Origin of the sequence: Perspicuibacillus lycopersici (assembly GCF_025660475.1) — a bacterium.
Lineage (GTDB): Bacteria > Bacillota > Bacilli > Bacillales > Caldibacillaceae > Perspicuibacillus > Perspicuibacillus lycopersici.
Window position 1 is genome coordinate 253,073 of the sequence record NZ_JAOUSF010000001.1, and the last position, 19,337, is coordinate 272,409.

General features: G+C 34.7%; 20 protein-coding genes and 1 other annotated feature. All 20 genes read right to left on the reverse strand.

Annotation, left to right across the window (positions count from 1 at the left end; translation table 11 throughout):
* Positions 1-177 precede the first annotated feature (177 nt).
* The gene (gene pyrR / locus OEV98_RS01205; protein WP_263071312.1) at positions 178-717 is read right to left on the reverse strand and encodes a bifunctional pyr operon transcriptional regulator/uracil phosphoribosyltransferase PyrR; all 540 of its coding nucleotides are present in this window, start codon (positions 715-717) and stop codon (positions 178-180) included.
* Between the two features lie 248 nt (positions 718-965).
* Positions 966-1,877, reverse strand: a complete 912-nt coding sequence (locus OEV98_RS01210) for an RluA family pseudouridine synthase (protein ID WP_263071313.1) — start codon at positions 1,875-1,877, stop codon at positions 966-968.
* Between the two features lies 1 nt (position 1,878).
* Entirely contained in the window at positions 1,879-2,343 is a 465-nt protein-coding gene (lspA, locus tag OEV98_RS01215) for a signal peptidase II (RefSeq protein WP_263071314.1), read from the reverse strand.
* 483 nt (positions 2,344-2,826) lie between these two features.
* Positions 2,827-3,117 carry a hypothetical protein gene (locus OEV98_RS01220; protein ID WP_263071315.1) on the reverse strand — a complete coding sequence of 97 codons (291 nt, stop codon included), beginning with the start codon at positions 3,115-3,117 and terminating at the stop codon, positions 2,827-2,829.
* Positions 3,118-3,486: 369 nt separating this feature from the next.
* Complete coding sequence (gene ileS, locus OEV98_RS01225; protein WP_263071316.1) at positions 3,487-6,258, reverse strand: isoleucine--tRNA ligase; 2,772 nt, start codon at positions 6,256-6,258, stop codon at positions 3,487-3,489.
* 174 nt (positions 6,259-6,432) lie between these two features.
* Positions 6,433-6,662, reverse strand: a binding site (T-box leader).
* Positions 6,663-6,824: 162 nt separating this feature from the next.
* Positions 6,825-7,346, reverse strand: a complete 522-nt coding sequence (locus tag OEV98_RS01230) for a DivIVA domain-containing protein (RefSeq protein WP_263071317.1) — start codon at positions 7,344-7,346, stop codon at positions 6,825-6,827.
* Positions 7,347-7,461: 115 nt separating this feature from the next.
* A complete protein-coding gene (locus tag OEV98_RS01235; protein WP_263071318.1) occupies positions 7,462-8,235 on the reverse strand; it encodes a YlmH family RNA-binding protein in 774 nt (257 codons plus the stop codon).
* 41 nt (positions 8,236-8,276) lie between these two features.
* The gene (locus tag OEV98_RS01240; RefSeq protein WP_263071319.1) at positions 8,277-8,546 is read right to left on the reverse strand and encodes a YggT family protein; all 270 of its coding nucleotides are present in this window, start codon (positions 8,544-8,546) and stop codon (positions 8,277-8,279) included.
* Positions 8,547-8,554: 8 nt separating this feature from the next.
* Positions 8,555-8,998, reverse strand: a complete 444-nt coding sequence (locus OEV98_RS01245) for a cell division protein SepF (protein ID WP_263071320.1) — start codon at positions 8,996-8,998, stop codon at positions 8,555-8,557.
* 13 nt (positions 8,999-9,011) lie between these two features.
* The gene (locus OEV98_RS01250) at positions 9,012-9,689 is read right to left on the reverse strand and encodes a YggS family pyridoxal phosphate-dependent enzyme (RefSeq protein ID WP_263071321.1); all 678 of its coding nucleotides are present in this window, start codon (positions 9,687-9,689) and stop codon (positions 9,012-9,014) included.
* Between the two features lie 3 nt (positions 9,690-9,692).
* The gene (gene pgeF, locus OEV98_RS01255; protein WP_263071322.1) at positions 9,693-10,514 is read right to left on the reverse strand and encodes a peptidoglycan editing factor PgeF; all 822 of its coding nucleotides are present in this window, start codon (positions 10,512-10,514) and stop codon (positions 9,693-9,695) included.
* 368 nt (positions 10,515-10,882) lie between these two features.
* On the reverse strand, positions 10,883-11,731 hold the full coding sequence (gene sigG / locus OEV98_RS01260) for an RNA polymerase sporulation sigma factor SigG (RefSeq protein ID WP_263071323.1): 849 nt from the start codon (positions 11,729-11,731) through the stop codon (positions 10,883-10,885).
* A gap of 80 nt (positions 11,732-11,811) precedes the next feature.
* The gene (sigE, locus tag OEV98_RS01265) at positions 11,812-12,531 is read right to left on the reverse strand and encodes an RNA polymerase sporulation sigma factor SigE (RefSeq protein WP_263071325.1); all 720 of its coding nucleotides are present in this window, start codon (positions 12,529-12,531) and stop codon (positions 11,812-11,814) included.
* A 121-nt stretch (positions 12,532-12,652) separates the two neighbouring features.
* The gene (spoIIGA, locus tag OEV98_RS01270) at positions 12,653-13,579 is read right to left on the reverse strand and encodes a sigma-E processing peptidase SpoIIGA (protein WP_263071326.1); all 927 of its coding nucleotides are present in this window, start codon (positions 13,577-13,579) and stop codon (positions 12,653-12,655) included.
* 398 nt (positions 13,580-13,977) lie between these two features.
* A complete protein-coding gene (ftsZ, locus tag OEV98_RS01275; protein WP_263071327.1) occupies positions 13,978-15,129 on the reverse strand; it encodes a cell division protein FtsZ in 1,152 nt (383 codons plus the stop codon).
* Between the two features lie 29 nt (positions 15,130-15,158).
* The gene (gene ftsA, locus OEV98_RS01280; protein WP_263071328.1) at positions 15,159-16,445 is read right to left on the reverse strand and encodes a cell division protein FtsA; all 1,287 of its coding nucleotides are present in this window, start codon (positions 16,443-16,445) and stop codon (positions 15,159-15,161) included.
* A gap of 197 nt (positions 16,446-16,642) precedes the next feature.
* Positions 16,643-17,008, reverse strand: a complete 366-nt coding sequence (locus tag OEV98_RS01285; protein ID WP_263071329.1) for a small basic family protein — start codon at positions 17,006-17,008, stop codon at positions 16,643-16,645.
* 2 nt (positions 17,009-17,010) lie between these two features.
* A complete protein-coding gene (locus tag OEV98_RS01290; RefSeq protein ID WP_263071330.1) occupies positions 17,011-17,733 on the reverse strand; it encodes a DUF881 domain-containing protein in 723 nt (240 codons plus the stop codon).
* A 41-nt stretch (positions 17,734-17,774) separates the two neighbouring features.
* Complete coding sequence (locus OEV98_RS01295) at positions 17,775-18,491, reverse strand: DUF881 domain-containing protein (protein WP_263071331.1); 717 nt, start codon at positions 18,489-18,491, stop codon at positions 17,775-17,777.
* Positions 18,460-19,272 (reverse strand): cell division protein FtsQ/DivIB, encoded by an 813-nt coding sequence (locus OEV98_RS01300; protein ID WP_263071332.1) that lies wholly within the window; start codon positions 19,270-19,272, stop codon positions 18,460-18,462. The genes OEV98_RS01295 and OEV98_RS01300 overlap by 32 nt, the downstream gene beginning before the upstream one ends.
* Positions 19,273-19,337: the final 65 nt, after the last annotated feature.

Genomic DNA, 19,337 nt, shown 5'->3' on the forward strand with positions numbered 1-19,337 from the left:
CAAAAAAACCTCTTTCCAATTGCTGGAAAGAGGTTTTTAGAAGATACAATTGTTCCATAATCTGGATACAAGCAAATAAGCTAATTTCTTCTTTGCAAGTAGCTAGGAATAGAACCATTCTATTTAAAAAATCCCCTTTTCAGCCTCTCTGGACTGTCTTTAAAAGGGCAAGCTATTTTATTTTTCATGAATACTTACGCGATCCACACGGTCATTTTCTACTAATTCAACGACAATCTTTTCGGTTTTTGAGGTCGGAATATTTTTCCCAACATAATCAGCTCGGATAGGCAATTCCCGATGTCCTCGATCTGCTAAAACAGCCAATTGAATTTGGGCAGGTCTTCCGATATCTATCAGTGCATCCATTGCAGCACGGACTGTTCGCCCAGTGTATAAAACATCATCCACTAATATTACTTTTTTATTATGAATATCGACTGGTATATCTGAGCCCTTTACTAATGGCTCTTTATCTTTTGTTTTTATCGTTAAGTCATCCCGATATAAAGTAATATCTAATTCTCCTACTGGAACCTTTGCACCTTCAATTTGTTCAATTCGGCTTGCTAAACGTTGGGCTAAAAATATGCCTCTAGTCCGAATCCCAATGATGACAATATCATCTATTCCTTTATTTTTTTCAATAACTTCATGCGCGATTCTTGTCAATGCTCTTCTCATCGCTTGTTCATCTAATACTACCGCTTTTTCCATATTTAACCTCCGGAAAAATTATTCGTACGAGAATTTTTTAAAAGATACAAAAAACCTCTCGCTAGTAAAGGCGAGAGGGTCTGTCCCTAGGTAATTTAATGCTTTAGGTCCGTTACCTTCTCAGCCTCTCTGGACTGATTTAAAGGTTCTAATCTTTTCATATTGATGATACTCTTGTTTAGCGTTTGTTGTCAATGGGTAAACGATATGTTTCAATTATCAAATAATAATCGTGCATTATGATACTTTTAACGATCATTTTTTAATTGCTGAAGTAAAGTAGAAAAATCCTCTGGTAATGGTGCTGAAAACTCTAAATATTCCCCTGTTCGCGGGTGATTAAATCCTAGAACACCAGCATGAAGGACTTGTCCATTAAACGGCAATGTCCTTTTTGGACCATATTTAGGATCACCTGCTAATGGGTAGCCGATATATTTCATATGGACTCTTATTTGATGCGTTCTTCCTGTTTCCAGTTCACATTCAATATGTGTGTAGTTATTAAACCGTTCAATTATACGAAAATGGGTAACGGCATGTTTTCCGTTATCTACAACAGCCATTCGTTGACGGTCTTGTTTGTCTCTTCCGATTGGCGCATCGACGGTTCCGTAATCATGTGGAATTACCCCATGAACAACTGCTTGGTATTTTCTTGTTACAGATTTTTTCACTAATTGGTCTACTAGGCTTTCGTGGGCAACATCATTTTTTGCCACCATAAGTAATCCCGAAGTGTCCTTATCGATACGATGAACAATCCCAGGACGCATCACCCCATTAATCCCTGATAAATCATTACAATGAGCAAGTAAACCATTAACAAGCGTACCACTCGTATGTCCAGGTGCAGGATGTACTACCATCCCACGTGGTTTATTAACAACAATGACATCTTTATCCTCATAATAAATATCTAAATCCATTGCTTCAGGAACAACATCTAATTCGACAGCATCTGGAATTGTTACTTCTATAACATCATTTAGGTTACATTTATAATTTGCTTTTATTTTATTCCCATTTACAAGGACAAGACCATCCTTAATCCAATCTTGAACTTGTGTTCTTGACCATTCCTTATTGATAGTGGAAAGAATCTTATCAATTCTATTTCCACTGTCCACATCACGAATGATGTGTTGTAATTTCTCCATACTATTTCTCCTTTTTGCTCTTACGTTCTTCTAGAAGCATTTGAATTATTAATAATGTTACCCCTACAACAAGGGCAGAATCCGCTACATTAAAAATTGGAAAATCATAATTGAATATGTATACATTTATAAAATCGACAACTTCTTTACGAAATAAACGGTCTATAAAATTTCCAATTGCTCCACCAAGCATTAATGCAATTGCAATGCTAAATAATGGTTTGCCTTTTCCGTGCTTTTGTAAATAATAAATTAAAAATCCAATGACTAAAACGGTGATTAAATAGAAGAACCACATTTGACCTTGAAGTATTCCCCATGCTGCTCCTTGATTTCGATGGGAGGTGATGTACAAGAAATCTTCTATAATTGTAATACTTTCACCATATTGCATTTTCGCTACAATTAGCCATTTTGTTAATTGGTCAATTCCAATGATTAGTAAAGTTATTAAATAATATAACAATCCGGTAACCCCCAAGCTTCCATTATACTCTATTGAATTTTAGCATAAATTGGATTGCAATGCGATTTATTTTCGTTTGAGCTATATTTACTGTTTATATAGGCTTATATTAATTGCTAATGATAATTATTAATAAATACAGCTGTATTTTAAAGGATTGTTATTATGTGTATTTTTCTTTAGGGATTTTTAGAAAAAACAACAGACTATACGAAAACAGTGATAAAAAAAGAGTCTGGGACATAAGTGGTTTTCTAAAAATTTCTAATACCAATGATAAAAAAGATACTTTTGAAAATTGATTGGAGTGAAGTGTCACTCCCGCGGGAATAGCCCGTGACTCGAGACTCTGCAGGAAGGCAAATCCGCGGACGCTCGACCGCGGAAAGCGCCAACTAAAACATAATTAAAATAACATTGCTCCATCAAGAAAAATAGCGTTTTTCGTTTTGTCCCAGCCCCTTTTCCATTTTGCTTAAAATCTCATAATGGGAAAACTGGTTTTTTTAAATATTTCATTAGGTGATTGACTTCTCGAAAGCTGCGGACGGTTGGTTGGAAGGATAATAATTCTACTGGTAATTGGTTACCGGTTTCTTCGCAGATTCCATAGTAACCATTATTCCATTTCTCTAATGTATTGTTGATATCAGATAATTCTTCTTTTGCTAATTGCTTAACATGAGCAGATAATTGGTTCTTTTCGAGGTGTTCTTCTAAATCCTTCTTCATTGCAACGATTTCCACATACAAATCATTGAACGTTTGATCCAATTAAAACCCTCCTATTGTATTCTCATGTAGTTGCTGCAAATGATTCCGTTACTCTTATATACCACACTGATAAAGATATAGTCCTTTTGGACGTAAACCAAATAATGTATTTGTTAGTTTGTCCACAGAGTCCTGATTCATTTTCAGAAGCTTTTTGTAAAACTAAGAAAGTTATCCGTTTTTGGTTAATCATTGTAATAGATGAAAATGCGGGTTTTTAACATAAAAAGAGTCAGACTATACACATCTCATCACTTATAGGTGATATTAGCGGTAAGTCTGACCTTTTTCAGCTGTATTAATTTATATAGTCGTCATAATCTTGCCTGTGTATGGAATAGTCAAAAGCAAAGAAATAACATACAATGATTATGCTAAATGACTATAATTTTCTTTTACAACAGATGCACAGCGTGGGCATAATGTTGGGTGATCATGATCATGACCAACTTCTGGTGTTACAACCCAACAACGGTCACATGTTTCGCCTTCTGCTTTCGTAACAACAATTGCTGCATTTTCTAATTTCAATGCGGAATCTGGTGCTTCCTCGTATGCTCCAGCAATTTCAAAATCAGAAACGATAAAAATTTGACCGATATTTTCAGAGATGGAAGCAAGTAATTCCTTCACACTATTTGTTACATACAAGGAAACTTTAGCTGTTAATGATTTACCAATAACCTTTTCGTTACGTGCCACCTCAAGCGCTTTTAGCACATCATCACGAAGATCTAAAAATGCTGACCACTTTTCAACTAATGCATCGGCATTTGGTAATTCCACATAGTTTGGAAGATCTGTCAATTGGACACTTTCTTCTTCAACGCTTGGAATATATCCCCAAACCTCATCCGCTGTATGTGGTAAAATTGGTGCCATTAATTTAGTTAGCGCAATTAAGCTTTCATAAATGACTGTTTGCATCGAGCGACGAACTTTATCGTTAGGTGCTTCAATGTATAATACATCTTTTGCAAAATCTAAATAGAAAGCACTTAGATCAAGCGCAAAGAAATTATTTACATTATGATAAATTTCAGCAAAGTTATATTCCTCATAGCAGCCACGAATATTTTTAATTAAATTATTCAGCTTTACAAGCATGTATTGATCCACTTCACGTAGCTCTTCAAACGCTACTTTATCTGTTGCTGGATTAAAATCAGATGTTGTTCCGAGCATGAAGCGTAGTGTATTACGAATTTTACGATAAACTTCAGAAACTTGCTTGAAGTTATCCATAAATACTTTAACATCAGTTGTGTAATCTACTGAAGATACCCATAGTCGTAATACATCGGCACCGAATTGTTTTGTAATTTGTTCAGGGACAATTACGTTACCTAATGATTTAGACATTTTCTTACCCTCTGCATCAACCGTAAAGCCATTAGATACTACACCTTTATATGGTGCATGACCTGTCACGGCAACACTTGTAATTAAGCTGGAGTTAAACCAACCACGGTATTGATCAGAACCTTCTAAATAAATATCTGCAGGATGTGTAAGCTCTTCTCTTGCTTCTAATACCGCATAATGGGAAGAACCCGAGTCAAACCATACATCCATAATATCTGTTTCTTTTGTAAATACTCCATTTGGACTACCTGGGTGACTAAAGCCTTCCGGTAATAAATCTTTTGGTTCGCGATCAAACCAAATATTAGAGCCATGCTCTTCAAATAAATTGGCCACATGATTTACGGTTTCTTCCGTAATAATCGCTTCCCCATTTTCCGCATAAAATACAGGAATTGGAACACCCCAAACACGTTGTCGGGAAATACACCAATCACCACGGTCGCGGATCATATTATACAGTCTTGTTTCGCCCCATTTATTATGCCACTTCACATTTTGAATTTCATTTAGCAACTGTTCACGAATTGGTTCAATAGACGCAAACCATTGTGCTGTTGCGCGGAAAATTACCGGCTTTTTCGTACGCCAATCATGTGGATAGGAGTGAGTAATAAAGGAAAGCTTAAGTAACGCTCCTACCTCTGTTAATTTTTCTGTAATTACTTTATTTGCTTTATCATAATATAAGCCTTCAAAGCCAGGAGCTTCACTTGTCATATGACCTTTTTCATCAACTGGACTTAATACGCCTAATTCATATTTTTGACCTACATAGAAGTCGTCTTCCCCATGCCCTGGTGCTGTATGAACACAACCTGTACCTGAATCCGTTGTAACATGTTCACCAAGCATCACTAAGGAATCACGTCCATATAATGGATGCTTTGCAACTACATATTCTAAATCAGAACCATTTACAGTTTGAACAACTTCATATTGATCCCATTCTAAAGCTTCGACAACAGAACTCAATAAATCTTCTGCGACTACAAATTTTCGGTCATTAACTTTAACGACAACATAAGTCAATTCAGGATGTACAGAAATACCTAAATTTGCAGGAATAGTCCATGGTGTTGTTGTCCAAATCACGATTTCGGTATCCTGGTCAAGAACACCTTTTCCATCTTTTACAGGAAATGCAACAAAGATGGATGCTGATTTTTTATCTTTATATTCAATTTCTGCTTCTGCAAGCGCTGATTCAGATGACGGAGACCAATACACTGGTTTTAACCCTTTATAAATTAATCCTTTTTTCGCCATTTCACCAAATACACGAATTTGTTGTGCTTCATATTTTGGCTTTAAAGTAATATATGGATTTTCCCAATCTCCACGTACACCAAGCTTTTTAAATTCCGTACGTTGGATATCTACCTGTTCATAAGCATATTGTTCACATAGCTTACGGAATTCAAATACAGACATTTCTTTACGGTTAACACCTTTATTTGTTAATACCTGTTCAATTGGCAAACCATGAGTATCCCAACCTGGTACATATGGCGCATCAAAGCCCATCATTGATTTCGAACGAACGATAATATCCTTTAATACCTTATTTAATGCATGCCCCATATGGATACTACCATTTGCATATGGTGGTCCATCATGAAGAACGAACTTCGGACGTCCATTTGTTCTTTCTTGAACCTTTTTATAAATATCCATTTCTTCCCATTTCGCTTGCATTTCTGGTTCTCTTTTTGGTAAATTTCCACGCATTGGGAAATCCGTTTTTGGCATTAATAACGTTTCTTTGTATTCCATTTATATACTCCTTTCAATTTAAAGAAAAAACATATAAAAATAACAGCATATATTTTGTTTTTTCGGATTTACATATAGTAATAATCATTTCCTCTTTCTCCATAATTTAGACAGTTAGCGAGTCTAGGTCACTTGTATGAAAAAAATAGAAAATAAAAAAGCCTCCTCATCCCAAATTGGGACGAGAAAGCTTACCCGCGGTACCACCCAAATAGACAAGAGACATATCTTTTGTCCACTCTACATTCGTAACGTGAATTAACGCCTATCCTTACGTGAGCAATCCATTTTCAGGATAGGAACTCCAGGGTGATTTTCCAATTAGTCTTTTTCATCGAGCTTACACCATCCTCGATTCGCTTAGCAAAAAGAAGTAATTGTACTGTCCCTTTCATCGTCATTTTTTATTTCAACTAACGGTCTTACAATCAAACATATAGTAGATAATGCATTATACACTATTAATTGTCAAAAAACATATTTTAGCATAATTTAAGTATAATAAAGAATTATATGCAATAAACAGGTTATTCGTCAATCTATTTTTTGTTTAATGTACTAGAAAATTATTTAATCACACTATCTTCTTCTTCACGCAATGATTTTAATTCAGTTGCATCTACATTAAATTCCATAATTTGATCCCAATCATTTGAATTAATTAAATCTAGTTGGGCTTCAATAAGCATTTTAAAGCGAGTACGGAAAATTTTTGATTGTTTTTTCAAGTCTTCAATTTCAATTGCAATTTTTCTAGCTTTAGATAAAGCATCATTGACGATTCGATCCGCATTTTTTTCAGCTTCACGGACGATTAGCTTCGCTTCCTTTTGAGCATTACGCTTTACATCTTCCCCTGCCTCCTGGGCAATAACGATAGATTTATTCAATGTTTCCTCGATATTATTAAAATGCGCTAATTTTTCTTGAAAATCTTTAACTCTTTCTTCAAGCTCTCTTTTTTCACGAATAATCATTTCATAATCTTTAATGACTTGGTCTAAAAATTCATTAACCTCATCTTCATCATATCCACGAAAACCTCGGGCAAATTCTTTGTTATGTATATCCAACGGCGTTAACGGCATAAGGCCACCTCCAAAATTAATTCAAAATTCATCTAGGTACATTATATAGTATTTATTATACATTATATACTATGTTTCGACAGTAAGCGGGAATTTTCCTCTTAATTTTTAAAATTTATTTTAGTTTCCCGACCGTTATTCGCCATTTTTCTTTTTTTGTTTGATCACCAATCAGTAAAATTTTTATTCGTCCATAGCCTCTTGCAGAAATCAAATCCCCTTGTTGAACAACAAAGGATGGTTGTTCAACAAGTCGCCAATTTACTTTAACAGTACCACTTTGAATTAAAGAAACGGCTTTTTGTCTAGATATTTTCGTTATCGATGCTAGAATCGTATCTAAACGCATAGAGGAAACAGTCGCTTGTATTTCCTGATATTCTTCTTGGCTACCTATAAGATCATCCAGCGATTTTTCCGCTAATGCTATCGTAGTCTTTCCTACCGTATGAAAATGAAGTTTAATATAATCAGTCACTTCACTAGCTGCTAAAAATTGGATTCTTTTTTCATCCAATAAAATATCACCGAATTTTCCTCTGCGCAAGCCTAAGCCCATGAGACTTCCTAATATTTGTGGATGTGTTAAATGAATAAATTTATCCGGATACTCAATTTCAAATAAAGTACATTGAAAATCCTCTTGACTTGGTTCTATGTATTCAGGGTATAGAAATGCACGTTTTCGTTCTGCATGTTCATTGCCACCGAAAAAAGAAACCTTACAATCATTCTCTCCACCAATGATTGACTGAACAATAAATTGTTCCCTTGGATCAAGAAAATCTGATAGCCTCGGTGCATAATTATCCTTAACAAAAGACTGCCAGTTTAATACTTGGTCGATAAATTCCTTTTCCTCCGGACGAAAATGTTGATATATAGACATATGCTAGCTCCTTCAGATAACTTATGTAAAATTACAATTACTTAGGAAAATAATAACCAAATTTCTACCTGATGTAATCCGGAAGCAGCTAATCGTAATACGAATAGCGCAATAATTGGAGAAAAGTCAATCATTCCAAGTGGAGGAATAATCCGACGAAACATTTCTAAATACGGCTCACAAATATTGGCTAAAATCTGTCCGAATCGAGTACCGCGAGCATTTGGAATCCATGACATAAAAATATAAACAATAATCGCATATAAATAAATAGTTAACGCGTAATTTAAAATATCAAAAATTATACCCATCGTATACATTACCACCTCGTATTATCATTATCTTGATATATCGCTTCAGAGATACTTCCAGCTACTTCGACATTTTCAGGGGTACATAGAAAGATATCGCTACCAATTCGCTGAATATCTCCAGCTATTGCATAAACAGTGCCACTAATAAAGTCGATAATTCTACGTGCCTGATCTCTATCGATTTGCTGTAAATTAATCACTACTGCCCTTCGATTCCTTAAATGATCGGCAATATCCTGCGCTTCTTCATAAAATTTAGGTTCCGCTAATATTACCTTTGATGACTTTTGAATACTTTGAATACTGACCACATTTTGTTTTTGTTGATTTCGTATTTGCTTTGCTTGGGGTTCCTGTTCTTTTTTTGGAGACGGGACTTCCTCTTCATACACTTCTTCGTATTCATCATCTAGAAAAAACCATGTTTTAATTTTTGATTTAATTCCCACTTGAGGCTCACCCCTATTCATTTCTTCCTACTAATGCAGTGCCAATTCGAATGATTGTTGCACCTTCTTCAATTGCAATATCATAATCATTAGACATTCCCATCGATAGCTCTGTGCATGTTGCATGTTGCCATTTTTTCTTTTGAATTTGTTGTTGTAATTGTTTTAATCCCCGGAAGCAATTTCGAATCAATTGTTTATCCTCGGTATTTGGTGCCATTGTCATCAATCCAATAATTTGGATATTCGAATATTCTTTTAGTTGTTCAATGAATGGAATTACCTCATCCACAGCTAATCCATGCTTCGAATCCTCATTCGAAACATTTACTTGCACGAAACATGGAATTTGACGAGTAGCTCGTTTATCAATCTCTTGTGCCAAAGCTATTCGATCAAGAGAGTGTATATAATCAACCTTATCAATAATATTTTTCACTTTTCTTGTTTGCAATGTTCCGATAAAATGCCATATCGGTTTGCTTCCTAAAGCATTATATTTATTGATAAATTCTTGGTCGCGGTTTTCTCCTAAATCACGAATTCCTGCATCGATTACTTCCTTCGCACGTTCAACCGTAGAATATTTTGTAACTGCAATAATAGTTATTTCCTCAGGATCTCGGTTTACTTTTTCACAGCTTTTCTTCACCTTTTCTTTTATAACCATTAAATTACTAGAAACACCCACAATTTAATCCTCCCTAATACCAATAAAGCCTATCATTCGACCCGTTTTTCCTTTGTCGCGGCGATGTGAGTAAAAATAATCAAAATTACAACTTGTACAATAGCTTGTCACTTGAATATTTTTTTCTGAAATTCCATTAGATACTAGTAAAAAATAATTTAGCCCTTTCAAATCAAGTGAGTATTGATTTTCACTAACAAGCGAATAATATCGTTCTGTTCCTGTAATCGCTAATTTTTCTATTTGATCAATAACTTTATTATCTACAATATAACATTGTTTGCAAATAGATGGGCCAATTACGACAAGGACATCCTCTAGATCGATGCCATTTTGTGACCATTCGTTCAATAATGATTTACTAATATTTTCTACTGTCCCACGCCAACCTGCATGAACCATACCAATGGTTTCAGATTTTGGTTCATAAAAATAGATAGGTACACAATCTGCATAGCACAGTGCTAATAATACATTTTTTTCAGTCGTATAAAGACCATCTCGGTTACGGATACTATTTTCGTATTTTTTGGCACCTTTACCGCAGTCATTCTCGTCTACCTTCTGTATGAGGTGGCCATGTGTTTGTTCCGCACACACCCATTGTTCTAACGGAAATTGTATTTTTTCAGCTAATCTGCTGCGATTAATGCAAACATCACTTTCCTTATCTCCAACATGCAACCCCATATTATTACTAGAATATGGGTAATTACTTACTCCATTATTCTTTGTTGTAAAACCTGCGTAAATTTTCGGGTTAATTGCTTGCCAACTGTTTATTAAGAAAAATGTTTCTTCATCAAGTTGAAACGCATCAAGCATCGAATCCCTCACCCATAATTAGTATTTGTTGCAAAGAACGTGAATAGTCCTCTCATTTTCAATAGTTTATCATAATAATGCTTATTCGTCATACCACTCATTGCATATTTTTCAAAAGAATAAGTAGATACGTACACATATTTATTCGATATGGAGCGCTTATTTCGTATCATAGTAGTTATTTGAACATACCATTAAGGAGAAAATACACTCTTCTAATCATTTAGCATAAGAGTAATCCGTTGGTACGGGCTGTCATTATACAATCTATCACATGACCAATCAGCCAGCAAAAAAGAAAAGAGCTGTCCAATAGACAGCTCGCTTCATTTATAACATAACAATGAGCAAATAATTGCTTTTTGCTATTACTGAATATTTTTTGCCATTTGTTTGATTGCTGCTTTTTCAAGACGGGATACTTGTGCCTGTGAAATGCCAATTTCTTCGGCCACTTCCATTTGTGTTTTCCCTTGAAAAAACCGCTTTTTTAAAATCATTTTTTCACGTTCATTTAATCTGCGAATACCTTCCTTTAATGCAATTTCATCAATCCAACTTGTATCACTGTTTTTATCATCACTTATTTGATCCATTACATAAATCGGATCGCCACCATCATTATAAATGGGCTCAAATAAGGAGACAGGGTCTTGTATTGCATCAAGTGCAAATACAATTTCTTCTTGTGGTACACCAAGTTCTTTCGCAATGTCTTCAGCTGTGGGTTCTTTAGACGTTTCTGCAATTAATCTTTCCCGAATTTGTAGCGACTTGTAAGCGATATCACGTAGAGATCTGGAAACACGTATAGGGTTATTATCCCGAAGATAGCGTCGTATTTCCCCAATAATCATTGGGACCGCATAGGTAGAAAAGCGAACATTTTGACCTAAATCAAAATTATCAATAGATTTCATTAAACCAATACACCCTACTTGGAACAGGTCATCGACATATTCCCCACGATTATTAAATCGCTGGATAACACTGAGAACTAGACGCAAATTTCCATTGACTAATTTTTCTCTTGCGGTAATATTGCCTTCATGCATTTGTTTGAAAAGCTCTCTCATTTCTTCGTTTTTTAAGACGGGAAGTTTTGAAGTATCTACACCACATATTTCTACTTTGTTGCGCATCAATAGTTTTCCCTCCTCACAGGAGTGCTTTACAAAGTTAAGTATCTCCTTTGAAGGGAAAAATATGCACCACATATCTGGGATAAATCACCACAACTTGTCCAAACCATTGAAAAATAAGAGCCGAAAAAGAAAAAGTTTTTTTCTATTTTTTACTAAACCATTTTTTCGAATTCTTTTCGCAATCGCTTGAAAATTCTCTTTTCTAATCGTGAAATATAGGATTGCGATATTCCAAGCATATCTGCCACATCTTTTTGTGTTTTCTCTTCTTCTCCCACTAATCCAAAACGTAATTCCATAATTAATTTTTCACGGTCTGATAAAGAATGTAAAGCCTTCATTAATAATTTTCGATCAACATTTGATTCTAAATCCTTCGTAATAATATCTTCATCCGTTCCTAACACATCAGAAAGTAATAACTCATTTCCATCCCAATCGATATTTAATGGCTCATCAAAAGAAACCTCAGATCGTATTTTATTATTTCTTCGCAAATACATTAATATTTCGTTTTCAATACAACGGGAAGCATAGGTTGCTAATTTAATCTTCTTTTCAGGATTAAAGGTATTTACTGCTTTAATTAAACCGATTGTACCAATACTTATTAAATCCTCGATATTAATCCCTGTATTTTCAAATTTCCTCGCGATATAAACTACTAGTCGTAGATTTCTTTCAATTAGCATCGATCTTGCTGTTTCATCGCCTTTTGGAAGTTTTTCCAATAGGATTTCTTCTTCCTCCTTTGAAAGTGGGGGAGGAAGTGCTTCACTACCACCAATATAGTAAATTTCATCTGGTTTTTTACGTAACCTTTTCAGTATTTTCTGCCAATAATACGTAAATAAGAAGCGTAATTTTTTCATGTCGGTTCCCCCTTCTAAAAGTGCCAGTAATGAGTATGATATTATGGAAGATTGTTAAAATCTCCTTTATGAAACAAGTAATCACCATTTACTATATTTAGTTCATTCCCGATAATAATAATTAGGAAACTTGTTTATGTATTGCCTTGTTGATAATTTTCGGATGAACAATACATTCAAACGTATCATCAGAGGATAAAGATTGATTGACAAATGCAAGAAATAGCTGATTTGTTTGTATCACATCCTCCTCTTTTTGAATAATAATTTGATCCGGTTTTACTGCTGCAATTAGACGATTTTCTTGGCCAACTACACGATAAGGAATAATTGAAATCTTTTTCAGCCATTCATCCATTAATTCACCTTCTAAATTCCAAAGGTTATTAGCATTTTCAAATACATTTAAAAGGTCAATAGGAAACAAATGCTTTGTATGATTTAGAGAGACTATCATAACCGGCTTTTTTGTTAGCGGGTCATATAAATGATTCCCGCTATCAATCAGTCCTTTTAATTGTACCGATTGTTGATTGATTACGATCGTCACATCAACCAATTGATCAAATTGGATTTTTGCCGTTTCAAAACGATCAAATGTTTGGCGGGAAAAATAAAGCACAAGTGGAAAGCCGAAAACGATGAAGATCCAGCTAATTGGATCACCGAATCCTCTTATACTATTTAACATAAGGGAGTTGGATAAATTAAATTGAAAGCTAAATAAATAATGTAAACCAATGAGTGTACCACCTGCTGCAAAAGTACATAAATAAAACATACAAATATTTGTAAAGAAAAAACGAAATTTTTTAAAGCCAAACGATACCCATACCATAATAATGGAAAGTACTATTTTCATGATTGGTGACGATAATATGGCTGCAAATGGACTAAATGGGGCAAAAATGATAAGTGATCCTAATAGTCCACCAAAAAATATTTTACGTTTTGCCAATGGCCGCTTTAAAATCAAGCCTGTAATAAATAACAGCAGACTATCGAATAAAAAATTTAACAGCCAAATTATATCTAAATAAATTGGCAACTAGGGACCACCTCCTCCTTTTTACACAACATACACTTACTTCTTTAGGAAATTTTTAGGCTGCATTCGTTACACATATGAGGAGCAATTCTTATATCCTATTAAACTCTTGTTATTATTGACCTTATGAAAAAGTATAACTACAATTTGAATAAAAGTGTGTCAGATTATGTCTTCAAAACTTAGAAACTTTTCAAGAATATACTCATATTTTGTCAAGAAATAACGAATAGGTCTGAAAATATTTTGCTAGGGGGAAGGGATTGGCGGAAGAAAGAAATTCAATAAAATGAAAAGACTTGAGTCCAGTGGAACACTCAAGTCTTTTCATTTGCATCAACATTTTTGTCTAACTTATTAGGGCAGATCAAGAAAGGATGCTTTTTTTTATTCAATAATTATCTATTACGGTTACGATTTCTTAAAAATGTTGGAATATCCAAAGTTTCTTCTTGGTATTGAATACTTTGTGAATTGTTTTGATGCTCTACTTCACGAGTAGTAGTTTCCCGTTTCACCGGATTTGTTGTAGTTGTTGTATGTGTTGGTTTTGCTTGATTTATTACAGGACGCTGTGTCGGTTTATTTTGACTAGCTTCTTCTCTAAATCCTGTAGCAATCACCGTTACAACGATTTCGTCTTTGAAATCTTCATTTATCACAGAACCAAAAATCATATTAACTTCTTGGTCTGATGCAGATGCAACAATATCAGCTGCTTCTTGTACTTCATAAAGACTTAAGTTTGTTCCACCCGTAATATTCATAAGCACACCTTGAGCACCATCAATAGATGTTTCTAACAATGGACTAGAAATTGCTTTTTTCGCTGCTTCAGCAGCGCGGTTTTCACCAGATGACACACCAATACCCATTAATGCTGAGCCTTTATTTGACATAATAGTTTTCACATCGGCAAAATCTAAGTTAATTAGTCCTGGAACAGCAATTAAATCAGAAATACCTTGAACCCCTTGTCTAAGCACGTTATCAGCTTCACGGAAAGCTTCTAACATTGGCGTACTCTTATCAACAATTTCAAGTAAACGATCATTAGGAATAACAATTAATGTATCGACAGCTTCTTTCATTGCAGAAATTCCGCCAGTTGCTTGGTTCGAACGTTTTTTTCCTTCAAATGTAAACGGTCTTGTTACAACACCGACTGTAAGAGCGCCTAAATCTTTTGCGATTTGAGCGATTACAGGAGCAGCACCTGTTCCGGTTCCTCCACCCATTCCTGCAGTAACAAATACCATATCTGCACCTTTTAGTACTTCTTCAATTTGCTCTTTACTTTCTTCTGCAGCTTTCTTACCAACTTCTGGATTAGCTCCTGCACCTAATCCTCTTGTTAGTTTTCCACCAATTTGCATCCGTATTTCCGCTTTGGATAAATTTAATGCTTGCGCATCTGTGTTTACTGCAATAAATTCTACCCCTTGAACACCATGTTCAATCATTCGGTTAACAGCATTATTTCCGCCGCCACCTACACCAATAACCTTTATTGACGCCAATGAGTCTATATTTGTTTCAAAATCCAACATGCAATATCCTCCTACCTTATTCCTATACGTTATTCAAAGAAAGTGCCAAGGAATTTCTTCATTTTCGTTGTTAATTTTTCTTCTGGTTGTTGTTGTTTGACTACTTTTGCCTTTGACGTTGGTTTCACCGTTCTTTGTTCTTTATGTTCCATTGGTGCCACAGCTGATTCCGTCGTTCTTCCTTGCAATCTAGCATTTTTATTGGAATATTTAATCATCCCAACAGCAGTAGTATATTGTGGGTCTCTTACTCCAATATAATCTGGAATTGCAATACGTACACGATTTTGGAAAATTACTTGCGCCAATTCTAGTAATCCTTGCATATTTGCTATTCCACCAGTTAGTACATAACCACCTGGAAGGTCTGTTGCACCCATTTTTCGCAACTCGGATTGTACGAATTCAAATATTTCTACAAGTCTTGCTTCAATAATCTCGGCAATATCTAATTGATTATATTGTTGTTTTTGATTACTCCCAATGACAGAAAGGGAAAATACTTCATCCTCTGATGCCAGGTCAAAAAAGGCATGTCCATGTTTTACTTTGACCAGTTCTGCATCTTCTGTCGCTGTTCGTAGTACAATCGACAAATCTTTAGTTATATTATCTCCACCTACTGGTAAAACAGAAGTCCCTTTAATAAAACCATCCTCGAAATAGGAGATAGTAGTTGAACCTGCACCTAAGTCAATTAAAGCGGCACCAAGATTTTTTTCATCTTTAGAAAGGGCTATTTCCCCTGCTGCAAGTGGTTGAAGCACGATATCAGTAATTTCTAAACCAGCTTTTTCTACACAACGTAAAATATTTAATAATATTGTTCGTGCACCAGTTACAAGAAGTCCTTCCATCTCTAGTCGGACACCTATCATTCCACGTGGATCATTAATTTCATCTTGCATATCCACGATGAATTGTTTTTGTACGATATTAATTATTTCTCTTTCAGGTGGAATTGAAATGACTTGTGCAGCATCTATTACTCTTGCTACATCCTCATTTGTAATCTCCCTATTATCACCAGAAACTGCTACAACCCCATGACAATCAAGTAAAGAAACCTGGTGGGAAGGAATTCCAACGATTACCTGACGGATTTCCATTCCAATCATTCTTTCTGCTTGGTCAATCGCTCGTTTTATCGATTGAACAGTGTTATCTATATCAACAACGGAACCCTTTTTTAACCCTTCGGATTTCACATTGCCAACTCCGATAATATTTAATGAATCATTGACCATTTCACCAATTATTACTTTCACAGTGGATGTACCGATGTCTAGACTCACATAAATGTCATTGCTGTTCATCTCTGGCACCTCCTTTTATCCTCTAAATTATTCGTTGAACAACAACATTTTTTAATCATTGTCACTTTGCTTACGTAAAATAGCTATATTTAATAATTTCTATTTGATAAATATATAATAACTTATTTCCTATTTTTAGGAACATAAAACATAGTAATTATATTACATAATTCGATATTTTTCGCGTTTTTCCTCTTTTATTCGTCGATTTTTTTATTTTTTTGAGGGAATGACCACTTATTAAGCAATATCCTTCTAATAACAGCTATATTTTGGAAAAGTCTTACTCCAAAAGCAAAAACTGCTGCTAAATACAAGTCTACACCAAGATGGTCTCCGAGAAAAGATAAACTTGCTGCTAAAATAATATTAAAAAAGAAACCAGACACAAAAACCTTTTCATCATATGTATTTTGTAAATTCGCTCGAATTCCACCGATTAATGTATCAAGTGCCGCAAGTACTGCTATCGATAAATAATTTGCATATTGATCAGGGATTTGGATATCCGTTAACAATCCTAATGTTAATCCTATCAGTAAACCTAATACGGGCAGCCACATATTTATTTGCCCCCTTCTTCTTTAACGGGCTCCATTTTCTTTACATCTATATCATTTTGATATTTAGGTATCATTAGTTTTTCTTTCGGTTCCGAAATTTCCATACTTAGATTATCAATAAAAAAATCATCAGGGATGGAGGATATTTGCATACGATTATACAACTTATTCGCTTGATCCTCACTAGATGCAATAACCTTTACTTCAATCGGAAACGTATTTAGTGGATAACCATCAATTTTTGTAACACCAGCGACTTCGCGAATAACCGTTGTATTAATGACACGTTGTTCGGCAATAGAAATTGCTGTAGCTCCATACATGTTCAATTCATTGATTAATTTCCGTAATATATCGGATGAAACAAATGGTCCAGACTCTCCAGGGATAATGTATTGTGTAATAGGCGTCAATTTGATTGTAATCCCAGGACCTTCTGTTTCTAGTAGCCCTGCCTCGGCTCGAAGTTCATCTAACGTTTCAAGAAAAACTTGTTCTTTACTGTTATGTCGGTCCGTTTCGTATTGGGCAATTTTTTCTTCATTTGTTCGGATTTCTTGAAGCAGCTTTGTTTGAAGCTCCTGTGCTTCTGTATAATCCTCACGAATTTCCCATGAATCTCTCGTATCACGATCATCTGATTGTTTCGTTGAATTGAACTGGACGGCTAACATGATTCCGATCAACATCGTAACAAAGGTAATGCTAATATAGCTTTTTTTCATGTAACCCACCTTACTTTCTGTCCACTTCCAATTTTGCCTATTTATGTTCCAGTGGAAAGAACCGGATCCATTTCAATGACGTCCTTTTTCTCTAATTGAAAAATAATATTATCATTTACTAATTGATCCTTTACTCCTCCTTGAATATTTAATGCCTTTTCTAATGTGTCTTTATTCCCAATAGCAGAAATTACAAAAGGAGCTGGAAACTGGTTACCATCAACTGAAATTACTGGTCCATTACAAACAATATAGGAGTTTTTTGTTAGTCGTTGGCCATTAATTGCGACAGCCTCCGCTCCAGATATATACAACTCATTTATTACATTGAACACATGATGCTCATGTACCATGAAATTATTTATGTCACCATTAGCAGGGTCGTATAATCCATCATTTAAAGTAACGATGACCCCCTCGCCACTAACCTTTACCTTTCCTAAATGCATTCGAAGCTCCTCTGCCTCGTTTGCCAAATTAGAATAAATTTGTTGTTCATCTGTAATGCTGTCTTCAATATCAAGAAGCTTTCCTTGTTTTTCAAATAAGTCATTTTGTAATTTCCGGTTGCTTTCCTCTAACTCATTCAATTGATTTCTCAATTGAATGCTTCTCTCCCATTCTCTACTATTAAAATTTATTTTTTCTTGGTCACCTTTTGTTAATTCATAGGAAAAAGCAATTAAGTAACCTAATACTAAAAATACAAGAGAAAGGACGACATGCCTAGTTTTCACTTTCTTCGTTACCTTCTTCATTTATTTCCACTTCTTCTCCATCATTTGTCTCGATGCTTGATTGATAAGATTTAAAAAATAGCCCTACCTCTAAATCAATAATCCCTTTTTTATCTGGATCAATTTGCTTCACTAACGAAGGATAATATTGCATTTTTTCTGCAAAGGTTCGAAGTGTCGCATGTACTTCAAAACCGTCATTCATAAAAGCAACAATACTATACTGATCGGTTTTCTTCGGTGAGTAAATAATTTCGGAAATGGCATGCTTCACATCTCCAGGTAGCTTTGACAATTGTTTAGCAGCTAATTCAATTAAATCCTTATCTTTGAAATTCTTTAAAATCGGATTAATTTGATTACTCGGTATTGTACGATTTGTTGCCACTACTTTACCGTTTTCTAACAGTAAACTGAATTTATTATCATCAAATAAATATGCGATCGGCTTGTACTCTTTCAAATGAATTTGCACATGATTGGGGAATGTTAGCTTTACTTCTACATCCGAAACCTCAGGTAGAGTTAATAGTTTTTCCTTAATTGCATCTTTGTGGATATTAAATATAACCGTATTATTAGTTATTCCACTCGAATGTATTACTTGCTCTTCCATTAATACTTGATTTCCAGTAATCACAATTTTCCCCACTTTACTTAATGGAGATTGAAAATAAATGAGGGAAATTATTAGTAGAAAAAATAACAATAAAATAATAGCTAGTCTTCGATTCGCTTTTTTCTTACGATGCTCTTTTAATTTCGGAATCCTATCCTCAATTGATACTACTTTGCTCGCCAATAAAAATACACCTCACCTAAACAAACTGATAAGAGGTTTTCATAAACTAACGATTGTATTTAATT